The 19,290-nt window shown below is 34.5% G+C and carries 22 protein-coding genes; 12 read left to right on the forward strand and 10 right to left on the reverse strand.

Translation table 11 applies throughout. The annotated features are described in order from the left end of the window. Position 1: 1 nt before the first annotated feature. The 4 genes from MWJ95_RS00315 to MWJ95_RS00330 all read right to left on the reverse strand — a co-directional run bounded on the left by MWJ95_RS00315 (position 2) and on the right by MWJ95_RS00330 (position 4,023). The gene (locus MWJ95_RS00315) at positions 2 to 709 is read right to left on the reverse strand and encodes an ABC transporter permease (protein ID WP_249074318.1); all 708 of its coding nucleotides are present in this window, start codon (positions 707 to 709) and stop codon (positions 2 to 4) included. A gap of 18 nt (positions 710 to 727) precedes the next feature. Continuing rightward, a complete protein-coding gene (locus MWJ95_RS00320) occupies positions 728 to 1,606 on the reverse strand; it encodes an ABC transporter ATP-binding protein (protein WP_249074317.1) in 879 nt (292 codons plus the stop codon). 675 nt (positions 1,607 to 2,281) lie between these two features. Next, complete coding sequence (locus MWJ95_RS00325) at positions 2,282 to 3,298, reverse strand: ABC transporter permease (protein ID WP_249074316.1); 1,017 nt, start codon at positions 3,296 to 3,298, stop codon at positions 2,282 to 2,284. Further along, positions 3,295 to 4,023: an ABC transporter ATP-binding protein gene (locus tag MWJ95_RS00330; RefSeq protein WP_249074315.1), complete on the reverse strand. Its 729-nt coding sequence runs from the start codon at positions 4,021 to 4,023 to the stop codon at positions 3,295 to 3,297. Before MWJ95_RS00330 ends, MWJ95_RS00325 begins: the two co-directional genes overlap by 4 nt. Before the next feature lie 323 nt (positions 4,024 to 4,346). Between MWJ95_RS00330 and MWJ95_RS00335 the strand changes: the two genes are divergently transcribed. From MWJ95_RS00335 to MWJ95_RS00365, 8 genes are all read left to right on the forward strand, one after another. Continuing rightward, positions 4,347 to 4,946, forward strand: coding sequence for a TetR/AcrR family transcriptional regulator (locus tag MWJ95_RS00335; RefSeq protein WP_249074314.1), 600 nt, complete (start codon positions 4,347 to 4,349; stop codon positions 4,944 to 4,946). 532 nt (positions 4,947 to 5,478) lie between these two features. After that, positions 5,479 to 5,631, forward strand: a complete 153-nt coding sequence (locus tag MWJ95_RS24595) for an ATP-binding protein (protein WP_249074312.1) — start codon at positions 5,479 to 5,481, stop codon at positions 5,629 to 5,631. A 189-nt stretch (positions 5,632 to 5,820) separates the two neighbouring features. Then, positions 5,821 to 6,012 carry a hypothetical protein gene (locus tag MWJ95_RS00340; protein WP_249074311.1) on the forward strand — a complete coding sequence of 64 codons (192 nt, stop codon included), beginning with the start codon at positions 5,821 to 5,823 and terminating at the stop codon, positions 6,010 to 6,012. A gap of 378 nt (positions 6,013 to 6,390) precedes the next feature. Then, positions 6,391 to 6,693 carry a hypothetical protein gene (locus tag MWJ95_RS00345; protein WP_249074310.1) on the forward strand — a complete coding sequence of 101 codons (303 nt, stop codon included), beginning with the start codon at positions 6,391 to 6,393 and terminating at the stop codon, positions 6,691 to 6,693. A 46-nt stretch (positions 6,694 to 6,739) separates the two neighbouring features. After that, the gene (locus MWJ95_RS00350; RefSeq protein ID WP_249074309.1) at positions 6,740 to 8,170 is read left to right on the forward strand and encodes an N-acetylmuramoyl-L-alanine amidase; all 1,431 of its coding nucleotides are present in this window, start codon (positions 6,740 to 6,742) and stop codon (positions 8,168 to 8,170) included. Positions 8,171 to 8,907: 737 nt separating this feature from the next. Then, the gene (locus MWJ95_RS00355; RefSeq protein WP_349294133.1) at positions 8,908 to 9,240 is read left to right on the forward strand and encodes a TetR-like C-terminal domain-containing protein; all 333 of its coding nucleotides are present in this window, start codon (positions 8,908 to 8,910) and stop codon (positions 9,238 to 9,240) included. A 144-nt stretch (positions 9,241 to 9,384) separates the two neighbouring features. Then, positions 9,385 to 9,984 carry a TetR/AcrR family transcriptional regulator gene (locus tag MWJ95_RS00360; RefSeq protein WP_249103649.1) on the forward strand — a complete coding sequence of 200 codons (600 nt, stop codon included), beginning with the start codon at positions 9,385 to 9,387 and terminating at the stop codon, positions 9,982 to 9,984. A 33-nt stretch (positions 9,985 to 10,017) separates the two neighbouring features. Next, positions 10,018 to 10,662 carry a CPBP family intramembrane glutamic endopeptidase gene (locus MWJ95_RS00365; protein WP_249074306.1) on the forward strand — a complete coding sequence of 215 codons (645 nt, stop codon included), beginning with the start codon at positions 10,018 to 10,020 and terminating at the stop codon, positions 10,660 to 10,662. Between the two features lie 66 nt (positions 10,663 to 10,728). Here the strand turns inward: MWJ95_RS00365 and MWJ95_RS00370 are convergent, their stop codons facing one another. The 4 genes from MWJ95_RS00370 to MWJ95_RS00385 form a co-directional block, all read right to left on the reverse strand. Next, on the reverse strand, positions 10,729 to 11,526 hold the full coding sequence (locus tag MWJ95_RS00370) for an ABC transporter permease subunit (protein WP_249103652.1): 798 nt from the start codon (positions 11,524 to 11,526) through the stop codon (positions 10,729 to 10,731). Continuing rightward, positions 11,523 to 12,410, reverse strand: coding sequence for an ABC transporter ATP-binding protein (locus tag MWJ95_RS00375; RefSeq protein WP_249074447.1), 888 nt, complete (start codon positions 12,408 to 12,410; stop codon positions 11,523 to 11,525). Before MWJ95_RS00375 ends, MWJ95_RS00370 begins: the two co-directional genes overlap by 4 nt. A gap of 138 nt (positions 12,411 to 12,548) precedes the next feature. Then, positions 12,549 to 13,448, reverse strand: a complete 900-nt coding sequence (locus tag MWJ95_RS00380) for a hypothetical protein (RefSeq protein ID WP_249103653.1) — start codon at positions 13,446 to 13,448, stop codon at positions 12,549 to 12,551. 831 nt (positions 13,449 to 14,279) lie between these two features. Further along, positions 14,280 to 14,678, reverse strand: coding sequence for a hypothetical protein (locus tag MWJ95_RS00385; RefSeq protein WP_249103656.1), 399 nt, complete (start codon positions 14,676 to 14,678; stop codon positions 14,280 to 14,282). 124 nt (positions 14,679 to 14,802) lie between these two features. Here MWJ95_RS00385 and MWJ95_RS00390 point away from each other — a divergent pair, with 124 nt between their 5' ends. From MWJ95_RS00390 to MWJ95_RS00405, 4 genes are all read left to right on the forward strand, one after another. Beyond that, entirely contained in the window at positions 14,803 to 15,375 is a 573-nt protein-coding gene (locus tag MWJ95_RS00390; protein WP_249103659.1) for a class I SAM-dependent methyltransferase, read from the forward strand. Further along, complete coding sequence (locus tag MWJ95_RS00395; protein ID WP_249103662.1) at positions 15,375 to 15,968, forward strand: DedA family protein; 594 nt, start codon at positions 15,375 to 15,377, stop codon at positions 15,966 to 15,968. The genes MWJ95_RS00390 and MWJ95_RS00395 overlap by 1 nt, the downstream gene beginning before the upstream one ends. A 218-nt stretch (positions 15,969 to 16,186) precedes the next feature. Then, complete coding sequence (locus tag MWJ95_RS00400; RefSeq protein ID WP_249074298.1) at positions 16,187 to 16,888, forward strand: response regulator transcription factor; 702 nt, start codon at positions 16,187 to 16,189, stop codon at positions 16,886 to 16,888. Then, positions 16,872 to 18,392, forward strand: a complete 1,521-nt coding sequence (locus MWJ95_RS00405) for a sensor histidine kinase (protein ID WP_249074297.1) — start codon at positions 16,872 to 16,874, stop codon at positions 18,390 to 18,392. The genes MWJ95_RS00400 and MWJ95_RS00405 overlap by 17 nt, the downstream gene beginning before the upstream one ends. Before the next feature lie 41 nt (positions 18,393 to 18,433). Here MWJ95_RS00405 and MWJ95_RS00410 read toward each other — a convergent pair whose 3' ends face one another. Then, on the reverse strand, positions 18,434 to 18,742 hold the full coding sequence (locus MWJ95_RS00410) for a hypothetical protein (RefSeq protein ID WP_249074296.1): 309 nt from the start codon (positions 18,740 to 18,742) through the stop codon (positions 18,434 to 18,436). A 181-nt stretch (positions 18,743 to 18,923) separates the two neighbouring features. Beyond that, complete coding sequence (locus MWJ95_RS24385; RefSeq protein ID WP_283175693.1) at positions 18,924 to 19,049, reverse strand: hypothetical protein; 126 nt, start codon at positions 19,047 to 19,049, stop codon at positions 18,924 to 18,926. Positions 19,050 to 19,290 lie beyond the last annotated feature (241 nt).

Genomic DNA, 19,290 nt, shown 5'->3' on the forward strand with positions numbered 1-19,290 from the left:
TTTACCTCCTTTTTCGATTCGAAAGGAGGAAGAACAACATGATGATGAAGCTTGCATAGACGAAAATCCAAGCAAATTGCCAATAAAAACTGTTAGGTATTGACGTTATTGAATCTTCCGAACCCATCATTTCCAATGATAGACGCACAGGAGGAAGCAGCCAAATGAGTCCCTTGACCTGAAGAATTGTCTCTTTTAAAGTGGCGATTACGACAGAAATAATTAAGATGCCAAGTACACCCCACCAAGTATTTTGCTTGTTTTTGACAAGTTCCCTCGTAAATATAGCTGAAAGTGCAATAGCTAGTACAGCTAAACTAAAATGAGAGAGGAATCCTAGTAATTGATGTAAAAATCTTGGTTTTTCTCCAAAGGCGCCAATTAGAGTAGGGTAGATGACTGATACACAGCTTAAGAAGAAACCAATCAGTACACAAATCATAAAAATTCCTAAATTATATTGTGTTCGACTTTTAGCATGGAGTGTTGTAATTACTTTTTGCTCTTCATCTTCTGCGTGAAATAGTGTAATTGTAAACCATCCCATTAGAAAAAAGAGAATGATAGCTGTAAACGAATAACTATCTAATATTGGGTTTGGAACAAAGGAATAATTAACGACCAGACATAAAATGAAAATTGAAAAAGGCGGAACATATTGGTAGGTTCTTAAATAATTGATAAATTGATAGCGTAATAAACTAGTCATGACAGCGTCTTTTCCTCCTTAAAAATGGGTGTAAAATTGTTCCTCCTTCTGATTGATAGGGGTTAATTGTCTAATAGAGGCTTTTTTCTGTAGGAGATCCAGTAATACTTGATCTGTATCTTCTGTCTTAATAATGGTAATGACCTCATGACAACCATTATTTAAAAGACTTTGATGTTGAATTTCAAGAAAAGGTAGTAGGTTGTCCAATAATTCATCATTTGATATTTCAAAAATTAATTTGTTTTTCGGTATTTCATTTTTATGGAATGAATCAGCTTGAACGACCTTATTATTTTGGATAACAAGAACTGTATCAACAAGATGTTGCAGTAATTTTGTTTCGTGGCATGTTAAAACGATACTGAATCCTTTATCCTTTAAAATAGAGAGAGTTTCTTCTAAGTCACTTTGGGCCTTAGGATCGAGTCCTGATAACGGTTCATCTAAGATTAGCAGATCTGTGTCTTCAAGCATGGCCTGCATAATCATAACCTTTTGCTTCATACCTTTAGAAAAGTTGGCAATCCGAATGTTCCGTGCTTCCTGTAAATGAAATAATTCAAATAACTCATTTATTTTGAGCTGTAGTTGTTTTTTAGTCATACCTCGAATGCTACCCATATGAAAAAGATATTCTTCGGGCGTAAACAAAATATGTGAAGGGGTCACTTCAGGCACATAGCCAATTTTTAATGATTGTCGATGTTTCACAATAGAACCACTGTCAGCATCAACTAATTCCGCAATGATTTTTAGAAGGGTACTCTTACCTGATCCATTTTTTCCTACTAGGGCTATAATTTGATTGGCACAAATAGAAAATGTAGCGTTCTCTAAGATTTTCTTACCTCTATACTGTTTAGAGATGTCCTGTATTTCCATAATTGTTTTCATCTTTACACACCTTTGTTTTTAGGCTAGTTAACTTACAATGCAAAATATTTAACCATTAACTGTAATTTTAGTATAGATGAATAATAGTTCTTTTGCTAACAGAATATTGGTTCGATTTTTTATTTTTAGATATTTGTGTTGTGTCTTCATAACGTGGGTTGATTTCCGTTCCAGGCTACTCGCTTTCCTGTGGGCGAGCGCCGAGCCGCTTCCTCCGCTTCGCTCCGTGCAGGGTCTCGCCTGTCTCGTATTCCCACGGGAGTCGAGTAGCCTTCCACTCCAATCAGCAATAGTGTAGAACTTTTATAAAACTTCTGCATTTCAAAAGTGAACGCTATGTTACATAGATGAATATTTTTAACAGTTGCGACGATTGTAATGCCCAAAAATACATGCTAAGTGAAGTGGTTGATTGAAAGTGGAGACTAGGCGACTTCATAGGGATCTGCGATAGGGGAACGAAGGCTAAGAATATCATATCTTTTGATACCGCCTTCGTGATCAACCTCGTGTTGGCCCGAAGCCTGCAGCGCAGCGTATTTTTTCTGTGCGAAAGCGAAGCGGCAGCAACAACAAAGCGCCCAGCCGGAACGGAAATCAACCCCACGTTATGCTAATGGGTCCTAATTTATAATCAAAAGGTTCTGCCCTATTTTTTAGAGCAGAACCTTTTGATTATAATGATCGGTATTTTTTTAAACTTATAATATTTAATGTAATAAATACTAGAGCGAAGCAAGCAAGAACCGCTAAGTCTGCTAGAATTTCACTAAAGGAATAGCCTTTATACATAACCCCATTCAACGCGTCAGCGGCATAGTATAGTGGCATAATACGCCCAATATTTTGCAGCCACTCCACCATATTATCCAGTGGGAAAATACCTGAAAAGAAAATTTGCGGTATAATGACTAGCGGAATAAATTGCATCATTTGAAACTCTGATGCAGCAAAACTTGATAACAAAGCCCCTAATGATAATGAAACAAGTGCGACGACAATATTGATTAGCAGCACAAGCCAAATGGAGCCAACGTGCACGATATCAAGGACATAAACCCCGAATAGCACAATAATAGTTGTTTGAAGAAGTGCAAACAATCCATAACCAATGATATAACCAGCAACAATTTCAGAACGTTTAATCGGTGTCGCTAATAAGCGCTCCAATGTACCTGAAGTTCGTTCTTTTAACAACGCTATCCCTGTAATTAAAAAGACGAAAAAGAACACAAAGAAGCCTGTTAGCATCGGGCTAAAAATATCAAAAATAGCGGTATTTTCATCGCCATATACATAATCAGTCGTCAGCTTCATCATGGCAGATTGTTCCGGCTGTAAAACTTGAGAAAGCTTCATCTTTAAAGCTTTAGCTGTAGATGGATCATCATTTAATAATATGAGCTTCAATTGAGTGGGATGAAAAGCTAACCAGCCATCATATTTGTCATCTTTTAAACTATCAATAGAAAAATCATTTTTTTCGATCACATGAAAATCTGCCCATTCAAGTTTTTCAATGATTGATGTAGGACCATTAGATACGACTAGTGTCATGTCAGGTTCGTTACTATTGAAAACAAAATACATTAATGACAGCACTAGAAGAGGGGCAAAAAATAATAAGGCGAGTGTACGTTTATCGCGGATCATTTGCTGCATAATTCTAGTCACAATTGCGCCGATTCTCACAGTGCTTCACCTCCAGCCTTTAAAAATACTTCATCAAAATCCTTTGCCTGATAATGAGCTTTCAAATCATCAGGTGTTCCATGCGCGATAATATGGCCATTGCGTAGCATTGCCAACTGGTCACAGCGCTCCGCTTCATCCATCGCATGTGTCGTTACTAAAATTGTTTTATGCTCCTCGTTTTTTAAACGAATTAACTCCTGCCAAATCTCTTTTTTTAATACGGGATCAATCCCAACCGTTGGCTCATCTAAAATCAACAACTTTGGATTTTGGATAAGGGCAATTGCAAGGGATAATCTCCGTTTCATCCCTCCAGAATAATTCAACACCTTACTAGTTAAATCATCCGTTAAATGAACGAGGCTTGCAGCATAATTGACACGCTCCGCACGTTCTTTTTTTGGTAATCGATAAAGCTTAGCAAAAAAGTGAAGGTTCTCCTCACCGGTTAAATCCAAATACAAAGCATCTGATTGTGCCATATAGCCGATATCCGTCAGTAATTGCTTATGGGGGACTGTATAATTTAACACTTGAATATGACCATTATCGGGTTTAATCATTCCCATAATCATTTTAATTAACGTCGTTTTCCCACAGCCTGAAGGACCAAGTAAGCCAATAAGCTGTCCCTTTGGAATTTCTAAGGAAAGCGGGGCAATTACTTGTTTTTGATGAAACCTTTTTTCTATGGAGTTTAATGAAATTGCATTGATTCCCATCTATCCATCTCTCCTTTACTGAACACAGTGTTGATACTTGAAATTTTAAGGCAGTATATGGGGGATTACAATAAACAGAAAACGAAAAAGTGTTAAGTGATTTTGGGTTTCAACATTTTCGAGCAAGGTACAGACATTTAAAGATTTTTAAAATTGCCATTTTACTAAATTCAATTAATGGAAATAACTAAGAAGAGTGCCGATAAATAAGGTAACGCTGTAATAACTAGCACTATTTGACCTTATTGTGATTATTGAGGTAACTATCTAACAACATGGCTAAATACGAACAGAATAAAGTGATCATACAATGGGGGATCTAAATGTCTATTCACGATATGATGAATTTTGAAACAAAACGAGCTATAAAAAATGCATTACTTAGACAAATAGAAGAAGTAGGTTTTGAAAGAGTAACAGTAAAAAACCTAGCTATTACTGCAAACATTAATCGAGGAACTTTTTATTTACATTATAAGGATAAATATGAAGTGATGGAGGATTTACAACAGGAGCTATTAAATGAGCTAGAAAGCTATGTGAGAAATGTTCAACCTCTAGATGCCTTCTACACGATAAAAACAGGTCAGCTGTATCAACCGTTTATCGAAGTGTTTCAATGCATTAAAAACCATGCAACAGCCTTTCGAGTAATTTTAGGGGAACAGGGGAGCCCAGTCTTTAGCAAGAGGATGAAGAAAGTTTTTAGTCATCATATTTTGGACAGAATCTCTGTGATTCAAGGGGAGGGGCTTGATAAAGAATTTCAACAATATTTTGAGGCTTTTTTAACGTCCGCGATTTTAGGTGTTATTCAAGAGTGGTTAGACAGCGACGATGAGAATTTAAACGTAGAGGAGCTAGCAATGATTCATTTTCGATTATTGCGCTTCATTGGTAATTTAGCATCTTTGCAGCAATGAGAGTTTTGTAAGGAGATACCATCTATATATCCTTACAAAATGTAGAATAAAATCAGGAACTAAGAGATGCGGAGTGTTTTGACCCAAGCTCAAGTACAAGGGCCATGAGATTAAATTCCTCTATGAGCTCGATTGGTGAAGACTTACTATCAGTGGAGAAGAAAACCACCACTGATTTATAAGAGGACACTGAAAAACTACAAAAATTCATTTTTCAATATTATAAATCTGTCTTTTGTTCGATTTAGAAACTTAAAAAAGTCGATTTGCATCACATTTTTTGTGGCAAATCGACTTTTTCAGTGCCCTCGATTTATAATGAACGGTATTTTTAAAACTTAAAGTATTTAATGTAATAAAGACAAGGGCGAAGCAGGTGAGAATTACTAAATCTAGCAGACCTCATACATATTCTGCCAGTTAATTTAATCGATAATCCGCTTAAAGCTTGTAGCCCAGATGGATTGATTAAATTAAATGCATATTTAGAAAATGAACATAAGGTAATTGTCGTTCAAGATAATGGAAAGGAATGTTAAAGAAGCATCTTAATCATATAACAGAGGCATTTTACCGAGTAGACCTTTCTCGAAGTCACTCTGCTGGAGGTGCAGGACTAGGTTTAACACTTTGTAAGAAAATTACAGTTAACCACCATGCAGAGTTAACTTTTCATCAGAAATAGGGAAGGGAACAACAGCCAAATTAACTTTTACAAGTTAATAACAAGTTCATGATAGTTTGATAACCTACCGTTTATACACTTATAACTGTGATCACACTTATTAAAAATGAAAAGGGGATTGATTAAGGTGAATATGACAAAAAAAGTGAAATGAAGCGGCTTGTACTTGGAACTATAGGAGCAATTGCAGTGACTACGGCAATATTTAGTGAGATTAGCCAAAAAGTTAAGGCTGTAGAAGTGAATAAAATACAATTGGTACCTGCTAGCTACAATATTCCTTATTCAGAAGCAGCCGATAACAGCGTAAAAGTTGAAAGGTGGATTAAAGAAGGGAGCGGCTCAGGACTTGGTGCTGATTATAAACCATGGTTAAAATAGGCAGCATTGAATTTTTATCAGATTTGGAACAAAATTCTTTAAACTACTCTACTTCGTAAATTCCTACATTTCCAAAGCTCTTTCGTTGTACTTTTCAAATTTTTATGGGTTAACTCTCTCGATTTCAGAACAATTAGGAAAACTTAATTTTTTCTGAATTGACCATTTTCCTGATTTTATTCAACTTTTGTTCAATTATAAACAAAAATTGATTTTGGGATTTTTTAAATCCAATGGTATATTATGAGCGAATCTAGATAAATATAATTAAAATTACTAATTTTGGTAAAGTAGAGAAAATCATTTGATTGCGAGATGGGTTTATCATAAGGAAGATATTCCAGAAGGTATGGATATAAGTCTATTAAAGAATATCAAATGTTAGCAAAAGAAGCAGTAAAAAAATATCAATTATTATCGGGTAAAGTGACTTCTGTTGAGTATAGCGGACAAGGGTATCAAGAAAATCAACTAGGAGATAAAAAAAATACGGAAATTTCCTTCCAAGTAAGATCGGATCAAGGTGAAGTAGTTCAAATTTCTTTCTCTAGATATAATAAAGAACTACTTATGTTAGGTTATAACAGCTGGGTAAAGGAAGTTGAGCTTCAAGAAAAGCGAATAGAGCAAGAGTTACAAGTGCTTAATAAAGATGTAATTATTACAGAAGAGCAACGGTAGTATTGCCTGTAGGATTTTACGAAAATGAAAGGGAGGAATGAAGAAATTGTATCTCAAAAAAATTAGTTTTATGCTATGCATCCTATTCATTTCTATGATTACTGTACATAATGCACAAGCGAGTGGCGGGTTTGTAGATATTCCAAAACAGGATGAAGCTTATGAAGAGATTAATTATTTATGGAATTTAGGTGTTATAAATGGATATCCGGAAAAGGGTAAAACGTATTTCAAACCTAATAATAATGTAACACGTGCACAGGCGGCCAAAATGGTAGTTATTGCTTCGGGCAACAAGCCGCTGGTTGTTAATAAATCAAGCTTCTCAGATATCAAAGCTGGCACAGAGTTTTCGGGCTATGTGGAACGTGCTGTACAGCTTGGCTTCTTTAAAACGAATATAAAAGGACAATTTTTACCGAACAAACCTTTAACTCGTGATGAAATGAGTTATGTGTTAACGAAAGCATTTAAGCTTGATACAAGTGAGCATGAAAATAGCGATTCTCCTTTTGTGGACGTAGGTATTAAACATCCGTACGTTATATACGTAAATACGATTTACTCTAACGGTATCACAAAGGGCAGTAATCAAAAGTATAATCCAAACGAACAAGTGACACGTAAACAATTTGCGTTATTTGTAGCGCGTGCAAAAAATGATAAGTATCGCTTAGATGTACCTGTAAAAAGTGTGGCAGCACCTGATGTATCAAAGGTTATAGGTCGAGTAACAGTGGATAATTTAAATATTCGCAAAGAGGCCAATTCCACTTCTACGATTGTAAGCAAGCTGAAAAAGGGCGAATATGTTCAAGTGAGTAATATTAACGGTTATTGGGCACAGGTTACCTACCAAGGTCAAAATGGGTATGTCCATAAATCTTATTTAAAGTTATTAAATCAAAGTGGCAACCCATTAAAGGGACGAATTATCATCATAGATCCAGGTCATGGTGGTAAGGATCCCGGAAATACTGTTGGTTCTCTTTTTGAAAAAGATGTTGTATTCAAGGTTAGTAAACTTGTGGAGCAAAAATTGGCTGCAGCAGGTGCGAATGTATTAATGACACGTACAGAAGATGTGTATCCAACGCTACAGGATCGTGTTGATTTTACAAATGCTAGCTACGGTGAAATTTTTGTTAGTATTCATGCGAACTCAGTAAAAAATAATACTACTGCAAATGGCACTGAAACATTTTACGCGATTACAACGGGGGATTTACATAAAGAGAGTATTGATCTTGCAACATTCGTAAACAATCAAATTGTTAGTGACTTACATATGAGAAACCGAGGGGTCAAAAATAAACAATTCTATGTGATTCGAAACACGATTATTCCAGCCATATTAGTAGAGCTGGGCTTCCTAACAAATAGTGAAGACCGAGCTAAGTTATCGGATGATCAATTTATTGCGTTATTTGCGGAATCTATTTACAAGGGAATTTTGGAATATTACTCAAAAAAATAATTTGTTTAAAAAGCGATGTAGCTTTTTAAAGAAATTTGTGCCTATGGGAAACAAAATTATGAAAATAATAGCATGATGGAATTCGATAATGGAGGAATTAAACGATTGTAGGAGATCGTTTAAGTATATTTAGCAAAATTCAAATGAAATGCTTGGATACAGGAGGAGCCTCCATTGTCACAAAAGGCTTGAACCTACGTATTATTATCTTTGAACCCAAATATGTATGTACTATTTCATTTAGAAGAATTTACGGTAGTAAATAATTAAAAAACAAGAAATTGTTTCATATCGACTAAGCATCAAATAACCGACTGTTATTTGGTGCTTTATTATGTCTAATTTGTTAAACTCGGCAGGGTGTTTTGCGACTTCGGTTGTATATTTAGGATGAGTAAATTATCATCAATTCTTTAATATAGACAGTTGGATTTTACATGAGCCTATATAATTTCAATGCGGAGGTAGAAATGTCTTTTCATAAAATAATGAACTTTGAAACTAAACAAGCTATCAAACAAGCATTAATTATTCGAATCGAGAAAGTAGGTTTTGAACGAGTTACAGTTAAAAAATCTTGCTTTGACTGCAAACATCAAAAGAGGAACTTTCTATTTACATTATAAAGATAAGTTTGAAGTAATGGAGGATTTGCAGTAGGAGCTATTAAGTGAACTGGGGAGTTATGTAAAAACGTTCAACCACTAGAAGCGTTCCAAACAGTTAAAACAGGACAGATTTATCAACCATTTGTCGAGGTGTTTACATGTATTAAAGTGCATGCTAGAGCCTTTCGAATTATTTTAGGGGAGCAGGGAAGTCCAACCTTTACTAATAAAATGAAAAAATTCTTTAGTAACCATCTTTTAAAAAGTCTATTTCTCATTCGGGAGGAGGTGCTTGATCCGGAGTTCCAGCAATATTTTCAGGCTTTTTTAAGCTCTGCGATTTTAGGGGTTATACAGGAATGGATGGATAAAGGGAATGAGGAGTTAAGTGTGGAAGAAATGGTAACTATTCATTTTCGTTTAATGCGACTTTTTGGTAATTTGGTATCTTTACAGCAATGAAGCCTTTAGTAAAGAGATAGCTTCTATATCTCTTTACTAAAGAAGTAAACCTTTCAAGTTAGTTTAAACCATTGACAAATATTGTATCAAACAATAAAATATCTTTATATTGACTGACTAGTCAATCAAAAAGGAGTGGTATTGATGCCAAGAAAAGAAGAACAAAATCAGGAGCTTAGAGATGCACGGAAAGAACAAATATTACAAGCTGCATTAATAGTCTTTGCTAGGAGAGGAATGGTGGCAACAAAAATCAGTGATATTGCTAAAGAGGCTGGTTTAAGTCATGGACTTGTCTATCATTATTTTGATTCAAAAGATGAAATTTTTTCAATGCTTGTAAAAAAAGCTTCTAATAGTTCTATTGAAATTATTCAGAAAGCAATTGAGCATAAGGGTTCACCTCTTGAGAAGTTAAAGTGGATGACAGAACAAATATTAAATAACTTAATAGATTCAGAACATACACTTTTATTTTTGATTATGATACAAGCAAGTACTTCAGACGCTATCCCAAATGAAGTAAAAGAGTTGCTAACAAGGGATAATGCACTATCACCTGTAGATTGTATATTACCTTTGTTTGTGGCAGGACAGGAAAAGGGGGAGATCATTTCAGCGAATCCAGTAACACTAGCTGTTACTTATTTTGCCTTTATACAAGGTTTAGCAATTAACATAATTCAATGGACTGAATGCCCTATACCTGATGCAAATATGCTTATGAAGATTTTTACAAAATAATAAAATCAAAAAAGCGAGGGGTCTGCAATTAAAATGAGTAGTAAAAAAAGTATATTTCTTCTACTATCACCATTTGTGATCATCGGATTGGGATTTATTACGGCATCAATCTTTAGCCAGTACATACAAGGGTGGGCTTGGATTCCTTTGGCGATAGTTTACTGGAGTGCAATCGGAATCTGCATTTTTTATTTTAAAGGAGATAAGCCGATTAAAAGTTGGTTAGGAAAATCTGCGGTTTCTAAGGTTTGGATTACAATATCTTTACTATTGGGAATGTTTCCACTAACTATATTTTTTATGAACTATCAATTATTTAACTCTATTCTTCTTATTGTGCTTTGGTTATTATTTGCTTTAATAAATCCTTGGTTTGAAGAACTTTATTGGCGTGGGATATTACTTGATGGACTGGCAAACTTTTTTCCTAGATGGTTAAGTATAGTATATTCAACATTATTTTTTGTGCTTAGTCATCCATTAATGTGGGGAGTATTTTCTATAGCAAGCAAATCCTATCATTTGTATATTTATTTAAGTATCGCTGGTGTTGTTTGGGCAATTACATATTTGAAAACAAAGAGCTTAAGATGGGTAATATTTTCTCATTTTATTGTAGATATCGGTAACTTAACTGTTTTAACCTTTTTAAATATTTATTTACCACCTACAATGTAGATTTAACTTCATCCTATAAAAAATCGGCTTGGCTTTTAAATAAACAAGCCAAGCTAATACTACATCTTATAAATACAAATCACGTTTAACAAAAACACGAATCGCCAGCATATAGCATAGCAGCCCGATTAAAAACAATGCTCCTAGCATCCAAATAGACGAGCTATCTTGCGTCATTAATTTTTCAGGTGCAAACAATGAGTAAATCGTGAAGTACTTAAGCTTTTCTAAAGAACCGCCCATATTACTAAGTGCTTGAATTAAATAAAAAAGAATAGGAATTCCTGCACTATATGCATAAGAAGTTCTTAAATCCTTGCTACTACAGGATACTAAAAAGCAGTAACCACTTATGGCAAAATGTAAGAAAAAAAGGCCGATATTTAATGTCAAAAAAGCACTTAAATCCAGTTCATTTGGAAATAAAACTCCCGAAAATATGATGGCTATTAAAGTTGTTACCGAGAGCAGTATGAAGATACTGGCAACCAAAAAAAATGCCTGTGTGAAGACAATTTTAAAACGTGTATTCGGTGTTGCAATTAAGTATGCCATGGAACCATTATCGATATAGCCCATCATTAGTTTATTGGCCAACATAATGATGAAGACTAACGGCAGAACAAGTAATAAAAATCCATATAAATAGGTAGATAAAAATTCAATTAATGAATTGCCCATGTTACTCATACCAAATGCTGACATCAATTCTGGCATGGTTTCGGTAAGCTTATTAAGTGTATTGCTCATTTCAGGGTTATACATATAGACAATACTAATGATATCGAGCATTAATACAGCGAGTATGATACAAAAAAGTTTAACAGTAGCTCGCACTTCATGTTTTAGCAAAGTAAAGTTCATGATTCTGTACCTCCTCTTTCGTAGTAATGCATGAATATATCTTCAAGTGATTGTGAAATGATATCGAGATCATTCATTTTATAGTTTGCTAATGTATGAAGCAATGTTTGGACATTACCCTGAACTTTAATAATGGCTTTTGTTGGCCCAATCTGTTCAATGTTAAGCGGCTCTTCTAAAAAACGAGATAGCTCTTGCTCGCTTTGAAATTCTATTAAAAACTTTTTCGATTTGCGCTTTTTTAAGTCAGCAATTGTTTCCGTTGCAACAATTTTTCCAGCATTAAGGATTGCTACACGGTCACAAGTTTTTTCAATTTCTTCAATCATATGAGAGGACATGAATATGGTCGTTCCTTTTTCTTTTTCAGCTAAAATAAAATCGATAAACTTCGTTTGTATAAGAGGGTCTAATCCACTTGTCGGTTCATCAAGAATGACGATCTCAGGGTTATGCATAAATGCGCAAATGAGACCAACTTTTTGCTTCATACCCTTTGACATTTTTTTAATAAACCCAGTGGCATTTAATTCAAAGTATTGCATGAGTTCATGTGCCCTGGTTAAATCTTTTAACCCCCTCATTTGGGCAATAAATTTGATAAATTGTAGTCCTGTCATTTTATCGATAAACGCAATTTCACCAGGTAAATAGCCAACAAATTTTTGGATTTCCGCTGTAGATTTTCGACAATCTAATCCTTTTATGAAGCACTGTCCTTCTGTGGGTTGTAAGAAGCCCAGTAAATGCCGAATTGTTGTTGATTTACCTGCACCATTTGGACCTAAAAATCCGAACACTTCACCTTTTTCGATTTGTAGGTCCACATTTTGTACGCTATAAAAATCTCCAAACTTTTTCGTTAAATTATTGACCTCAATCATTGCCATACAATTCACCTCTTGAACTGTTCTTTATACTGATTATAAGACTAATTTTCAAAAAATAAATGACAATAAAAAAGAACATGAACGGCTTCTTTAAACAGACTCCTTCATGTTCTTCATCTTACTTGTAAATAGTTATTCTCCATAATAATTATTCAGTGCTACTTCTAAACGTTCTTCTAAATGCTTCGAAATATAGCTCAACACAAATTGCTCCTTTTCCATCTCAATTTGAGAGGAACGAAAAGTTTTTTTGAAAAAGCCTGCCTTATTGTCCATAGAAAATTGCTGTAATGCTTCAGTCCGTAATGTCGACACAATTTCATTTTCAATATGACGTTCACGAATTTTTTGAACAATATCCTTTACGCTACGCTCTTGCAGTTCTGAAATTTGTTTTTGTAGATGTTCATTTTCAAGTTTAAGTTCAGTTGTTTCTTTTTGAATTTCTTCCACTTGAAGATCGGATTCCGAGGATACTAATTGTATTTTTTGTGCGAGAAAGTCGTGATTGATCGTTACTTGTAAGTCTCCATGGTCTTCGTTTGGAAAAATATTAAAAAGTCCTGTTTGCACCATTTGTTGCAGAACATTTCCAAGAACATCAACTTTATTGGCTAAATCATCAGTACCCATAGTTGTGGCAGTTATTTGGTGTTTAATAAATTGCCCATAGTCGTCAATTCCTATTAAATGTTTTAAGCCTTTGACGCGGTATTCATCTTTTAGTAGCAAAATCATACGAAGTCTTAAAATGGCAGGAAGGTTCAAACGAATATTGGTGTTTGGGCTATTCGTAGCATTATCAAAAATATATTGTTCAAATGGTCTAATGTAATAGCGAAGCATCGCATCCGTTATGTCAAACCAACCTGCGACTTCTGAAGTAGAATAATAATTTGCGTGCTCAATATTTGTTAAATAACCGTCATTGTAGAGTATTTCCTCTGAAGGTGTATTTTGTATTACTGCAAACAATGGGTCATGTTGCACAATTCCGAGTACCAATTCTTTTGTATCATTTACTTTAAGCATCCTTTCACACCCCACTTTATTTTTCCCCTTATCAATTATTCTCTATATAGGTTTCTATTCAATTGGAAGCAATTGTATGACTATTTTGTGTAGTAAATAATTATTAGAAAGAATGCCCTGAAGAGAAGTATTTATGAAAAGACTGCCAACAAAAAATGACAGCAAAGCCAGGGGTTAAATTACTTAAAGTGGGGTAAAGCATGTATTGAAATGCTGTTATAGTGTCATGCGGGTGGTAAAAAACTTCAAGAACTAGTCAATCGTAGAAAAGATGAAGTTGCTTTATTTAAAAAGCCCAGAAGTTGATGTAAGTAAAAAATTGAATACCTAGAAATTGATAAAGAACCAAAGAAGTTTCGCATTCTAAGCGTTTCATTGACAGTGCCTAGTTTGTTAGTTCTGGAAATACACTCTTGTATATCTCCTTTTTCAATTATTCAAAAAAAGTTTGGAATGCTATTATAATCAAAATAAAACAAATGATTATAATAAGTGAGCGAAGAATTGGATAATATTTTTTTAAATATAATCGCAAACTAATCAAAAATAAGCTTAGAGAAAGTAAAATTAAAAAAAATGGGAATAGTAATATATTGTCACTAAGTGACATATAAAAACCAAATAAAACTAAAATAATAGTGGATGGTATTTGTAATTTTTTTATTTTTTCCTCAGTCATAAAATCTTGTCACTCCTAATGTGTCATCCAATTAACTACCAGTTTAATATATTTATGGTAATTAGTAAAATTGAATATTGCTGTTAGTCAGTATACATTACTATCCATTTTGTTAATCTGGGCTCACTTTAGAGCATCTGGTTTAATTATTGTTAAACTTTTAACATATTATGCTCTTTCTTTTTAGGTATCATTTTTATTACAGCAATTATTGCCTCATCGATTTTCTCCTCAAACATCAACTTTATGATACGCACTACTCTTTCTGCTTTCTCCATAGCATACAAAATGATTATTCCACTTTTAATGTATACCAACAAAATCAATGATGTCCATGAGTCATCTCCTTCCAATTTGAGTAAACGATAAATCTCACGAATCTTCATTTGATCTAAATGCAACAAAAACTTGGACAAGTACCATTGCATAAACCTCTTATTCCCAAGCATCACACGAATAAGTACAGCTGCAGTAGTAGTCGGTGTTATATCAAGAGCGAAGGCCAGCAGACTCAATTGGTTGAAATCTTGCTGAACTATTACCAGTTGCACATTTAAATACAGCTAAATAATGTAAATTCTTAAGAAAAATTTAAGAAATCTCCTCGGAAATCTTTAAGGAATGCTCTTTATATTAAAAGTATTCAAATAATACTCATGAACGGGGAGAAAACTTATGCAATTAATAACGTTTCTTACTGAATTTATAAAACATCCAAAAACGATAGGTGCGATTTCACCTAGTTCAAAAAAATTAGCCGAAAAAATGGTCGAAACCATTTGTTTTGAAAATGCCCAGTGCATTGTTGAACTTGGTCCGGGTACTGGTTCATTTACGAAAGAATTAATAAAAAGAAAAGAGCGATCAACAAAGTTAATTCTTATTGAAAATAATGAGATTTTTTATGAAAAGCTGCATGAACAATTTGAACATGAGCCGAGTATAATCGTAATACATGGATCAGCTGAGGATTTATGCAAATATATGTCAGCATTGAATATCGAAAAAATTGATTATGTCGTATCTGGGTTACCTTTTACGTCTTTGGATCCTGCTATTTCCTCACGTATTTTACGAAATGTAAAGGAATGCTTAGCAGACGGGAAATTTATTACATTCCAATATTCACTTGTTAGGAAATCCTTTATCCAAAACTATTTTGAGGATATTACACATGAAAAAGTATGGATTAACCTTCCACCTGCCTATGTGCTGAGCTGTAAACTTGGAAATGCGAGGGCTATTTAATGGGATTACAGGATCTTGTATCATATATCGAGCAATATGGTTATTTTGCTTTATTTTTTAGCTTATGGTTAGGAATCGTGGGTATGCCCCTACCTGATGAGATGATCGTTATGAGCGGCGGCTTTATGTCTTCATTAGATAAAATGAGTGTATTGAAAGCTTTTGTCATAACTTATCTTGGTGCAGTTTCAGGACTTTCTTTAGGATTCATCCTAGGTAAAGTGTTTGGCCATAAAATACTTGATAAATTGGTAAAAAAGAACAAGGCTAAATATTTATTGAAATCAAAAGAACTAATAGATAGATACGGTCATTTTGCTTTAGTTATAAGCTATTTCATACCCGTTGTGAGACATATACTTCCATACTTAGTAGGTATGAACAACATGTCGTTTAAAAAATACGCTTTGTATTACTACTCAGCAGGTTTTGTTTGGACATCGATTTACTTTACACTTGGTTTGTACTTTGGAAAGTATATTGAAAGCATTTCAATGCTGGCAACGAAATACGGTATATATCTTGGCGTTTTCGTCGGTATTGTAGGGTGTTTTTATTATTTTTATAGACGAAAATTAAAGACGGTATTGTAAGATGTTTTTATTATTTTTATATACGAAAAATAAAAAAATAGTTAAAATTAGGAACTGTAAATATTAATAGGAAATATATAGCATGAAATAGGTTGATTAGCGTAAAGGCTGGATATGCACTGGAAGCGGCTCAGTCGGAACATTAATCATCCGCACGTTATGGTACTAGGTCTGATTAACATACAACCAGATCAATATACTTCAATTGGTGGGATTAGATGACGAAAGAAACAATACTTATAGTGGATGATGAAAAAGAGATTAGAAATCTTATTGCTATTTATTTGAAAAATGAAGGCTACAATGTTCTAGAAGCAAGTGATGGAGAGGAGGGCTTAAGTCTTTTAAAGAAGCATCAAGTACATTTAATTGTCCTAGATATTATGATGCCGAACGTGGATGGCATTGAAATGTGTATGAAGGTAAGGGAAATAGCTGAGATGCCCATTATTATGCTGTCAGCAAAGTCTCAGGATATGGATAAAATCACCGGATTAACATTAGGGGCAGATGATTATGTTACAAAGCCCTTTAATCCTTTAGAGTTAATTGCCCGTATAAAGTCTCAGCTTCGTAGATATATCAAAATGAATCGTTCAGATAGGATGGACGAGAATGAGATAGAAATTGGTGATATGCGAATTAGTACCGACACACATGAAGTAATCGTCAACAATGAAAAGGTTAAGCTTACGCCAAGGGAGTTTTCAATTCTTGAGCTACTTGCAAGAAATCAAGGCATTGTCATGAGCGCTGAGCAAATTTATGAAAAGGTATGGAAGGAAGAGGCTATACAGTCTGAAAACACGGTAATGGTACATATTCGGAAAATTCGAGAAAGAATTGAGACAAATCCAAGAAATCCTCAATATATTAAAACCGTATGGGGAGTAGGTTATAAAATTGAGAAAGATCATTAAGCCACCATTCCAATACTTACTAAACAAATTGAAAGTACTGATTGTAAAAGCCGTTACAAAAGTTCGAGAAAGTATCAGAATTCAACTTTTAACAACATTTATTCTTTGTGCATTTCTCGGTTTACTTGCAGCACGAGCAAGTCTGCCAATTTTGGGAAATATCAATGCAACAGCTACCATAGACTATAGTGCAGGTATGCAGCAAATAAATTTTCAAGCGCAGCATGCAGCAGATTTGGCTGTTAGTGAAAATAGTATTGAAGCTTTACAGCAAATGATTGAAGATGAAAATTTAAAGATGGACATGAAACAAAGTGCGATGAAAGTGCTAGTTACCGATGAGCGCGGAAAGGTTTTGTATAAAACAAAACAAGCGGAAGAGGAACAAATCGATTTACATAATAAGATTCGTCATGTGATGGATTTTGCAATCAACAATCCTTTCTATAATTATGATATCCCGCAGGTCGAGGATTCGAGGCAAGAATTTATTGCCTTTTATCCATTAACGCTAGAAGATAAAGATTTATATTTGTTTGTCAGTGGTATTCCAAAAGGTGTAGTTATTACAGAAACAATAGAGGGTCCAATCCCTGCATTAATTGGAATTGCATTTTTCACCTTTTCATTTTTCTATATAACAAAACGGAAAATGAAACAAATTGAGGCGTTAGCAAAGGGGGTTAAGGAAATCGCAAAAGGAGATTTAACTTATCGGATTGAGAAAAAGGGTATAGATGAAATCGCTTTATTAACAGAGAATGTCAATCATATGGCCGAAGCAATTATGACCAATATAGAAATGGAACGAAGGATTGAAAAACAAAAAAATGAATTAATTACAAATGTTTCACACGACCTTCGGACACCTCTTACCTCCATTATGGGCTATTTACGATTGTTAAGAGATGGAAGATATGACACGAAGGAGCAATATGATGAGTATGTAAAGATTGCTTTCTCAAAATCCGAACAATTAAAGAATCTGATTGAAGATTTATTTGAATATACGAAGCTAACGAATGAAAGCATTGTCCTTGGGAAGCAAGAGGTATGTATGAATGAACTTCTCGATCAGTTAATGGAGGAGTTAATTCCGCAAGCGGAGGAAAACCATCGTACATTTATTAAAAATTTCTCAGAGGAGCGGATCTTTGCAACAGTAGATTCTGAAAAAATTGTCAGGGTCTTTGAGAATTTATTAGTGAATGCCATTAAATATAGTACAGGTGACGGGGAGATTTTTGTGTCTCTTGACAGAAAAGAAATGTATGTCCAAATCTGTGTTGCGAATGAAAGTAATGAATTTACATCTGCAGAGCTAACGAGTTTATTTGAGCGATTTTATAAAAAAGATCAATCTAGAACGAGTGTAGCAGAAGGTTCAGGACTTGGACTAGCTATTGCGAAGAGCATTGTAGAACTACATGGTGGTAAAATTGACGCGAAATATAAGGATGGTATGTTGCAGTTTATCATTGAGCTGCCAGTTATGGCTTTATAAAAATAGAAAGGTAGCATTTTATCAAACAATGCTACCTTTTTTTATGGGCGAATTTGTTGCTCAATAGTGAGAATATGATTGTCATTAGAGTGGGGAAGAAGCTCTTGCAAGTGCATTAAAATATGATTGTGCTTCGTAACAATTTGAATTTCTGTATAGCGATATTGTTGTTGGACTTCTTGAACATATTCTGTAATTTTCAATAAATGAAGTGGGTCTTTTATTTCTACTTCTACAAAAAAAGGTAGTGTTAATTGATGTAAACTTAAGCAACCGCGACGAATCCAAATCGCTTCATTGACGTAATAACGGATAGGTAGTTGGCGATTGCTTGCGATAAATAAGTCCATATATGTCTCCTTTTCTTGAAAGTGTGGATAGAACCATCAAAATGATGGATAGCCGCGCCAAAAGCGTGGATAGAACCGTCAAAGTGACGGATAGAATCCCAAATTACGGATAGCCACGCCAAAATCGTGGATAGAATCATCAAAATGATGGATAGCCGCGCCAAAAGCGTGGATAGAACCGTCAAAATGACGGATAGAATTCAAAGCGACGGATAGAATAGTCAAAGTGACGGATAGCCTCGTCAAAGCGACGGATAGAACCGTCAAAGTGACGGATAGAATTCAAAGCGATGGATAGAATAGTCAAAATGACGGATAGCCTCGTCAAAACGATGGATAGAACCTTCAAAGTGACGGATAAAATTCAAAGCGACGGATAGAATTGGTCAAAGTGACGGATAGCCTCGTCAAAGCGACGGATAGAACCGTCAAAGTGACGGATAGAATTTAAAGCGATGGATAGAATAGTCAAAATGACGGATAGCCTCGTCAAAACGATGGATAGAACTGTCAAAGTGACGGATAGAATTCAAAGCGACGGATAGAAC

The organism is Lysinibacillus sp. Bpr_S20, assembly GCF_023337835.1.
Taxonomy (GTDB): domain Bacteria; phylum Bacillota; class Bacilli; order Bacillales_A; family Planococcaceae; genus Lysinibacillus.

Bases quoted from the DNA above. Each gene is read 5' to 3' on its own strand.
- MWJ95_RS00360 (WP_249103649.1), top strand. From the start codon at position 9,385: ATGCCAAGAAAAGAAGAACAAAATCAGGAGCTTAGAGATGCACGGAAA.
- MWJ95_RS24595 (WP_249074312.1), top strand. From the start codon at position 5,479: ATGTTAAAGAAGCATCTTAATCATATAACAGAGGCATTTTACCGAGTA.
- MWJ95_RS00375 (WP_249074447.1), bottom strand. From the start codon at position 12,410: ATGATTGAGGTCAATAATTTAACGAAAAAGTTTGGAGATTTTTATAGC.
- MWJ95_RS00365 (WP_249074306.1), top strand. From the start codon at position 10,018: ATGAGTAGTAAAAAAAGTATATTTCTTCTACTATCACCATTTGTGATC.
- MWJ95_RS00345 (WP_249074310.1), top strand. From the start codon at position 6,391: ATGTTAGCAAAAGAAGCAGTAAAAAAATATCAATTATTATCGGGTAAA.
- MWJ95_RS00395 (WP_249103662.1), top strand. From the start codon at position 15,375: ATGGGATTACAGGATCTTGTATCATATATCGAGCAATATGGTTATTTT.
- MWJ95_RS00315 (WP_249074318.1), bottom strand. From the start codon at position 709: ATGACTAGTTTATTACGCTATCAATTTATCAATTATTTAAGAACCTAC.
- MWJ95_RS00400 (WP_249074298.1), top strand. From the start codon at position 16,187: ATGACGAAAGAAACAATACTTATAGTGGATGATGAAAAAGAGATTAGA.
- MWJ95_RS00370 (WP_249103652.1), bottom strand. From the start codon at position 11,526: ATGAACTTTACTTTGCTAAAACATGAAGTGCGAGCTACTGTTAAACTT.
- MWJ95_RS00410 (WP_249074296.1), bottom strand. From the start codon at position 18,742: ATGGACTTATTTATCGCAAGCAATCGCCAACTACCTATCCGTTATTAC.
- MWJ95_RS00330 (WP_249074315.1), bottom strand. From the start codon at position 4,023: ATGGGAATCAATGCAATTTCATTAAACTCCATAGAAAAAAGGTTTCAT.
- MWJ95_RS00335 (WP_249074314.1), top strand. From the start codon at position 4,347: ATGTCTATTCACGATATGATGAATTTTGAAACAAAACGAGCTATAAAA.
- MWJ95_RS00380 (WP_249103653.1), bottom strand. From the start codon at position 13,448: ATGCTTAAAGTAAATGATACAAAAGAATTGGTACTCGGAATTGTGCAA.
- MWJ95_RS00390 (WP_249103659.1), top strand. From the start codon at position 14,803: ATGCAATTAATAACGTTTCTTACTGAATTTATAAAACATCCAAAAACG.
- MWJ95_RS00320 (WP_249074317.1), bottom strand. From the start codon at position 1,606: ATGAAAACAATTATGGAAATACAGGACATCTCTAAACAGTATAGAGGT.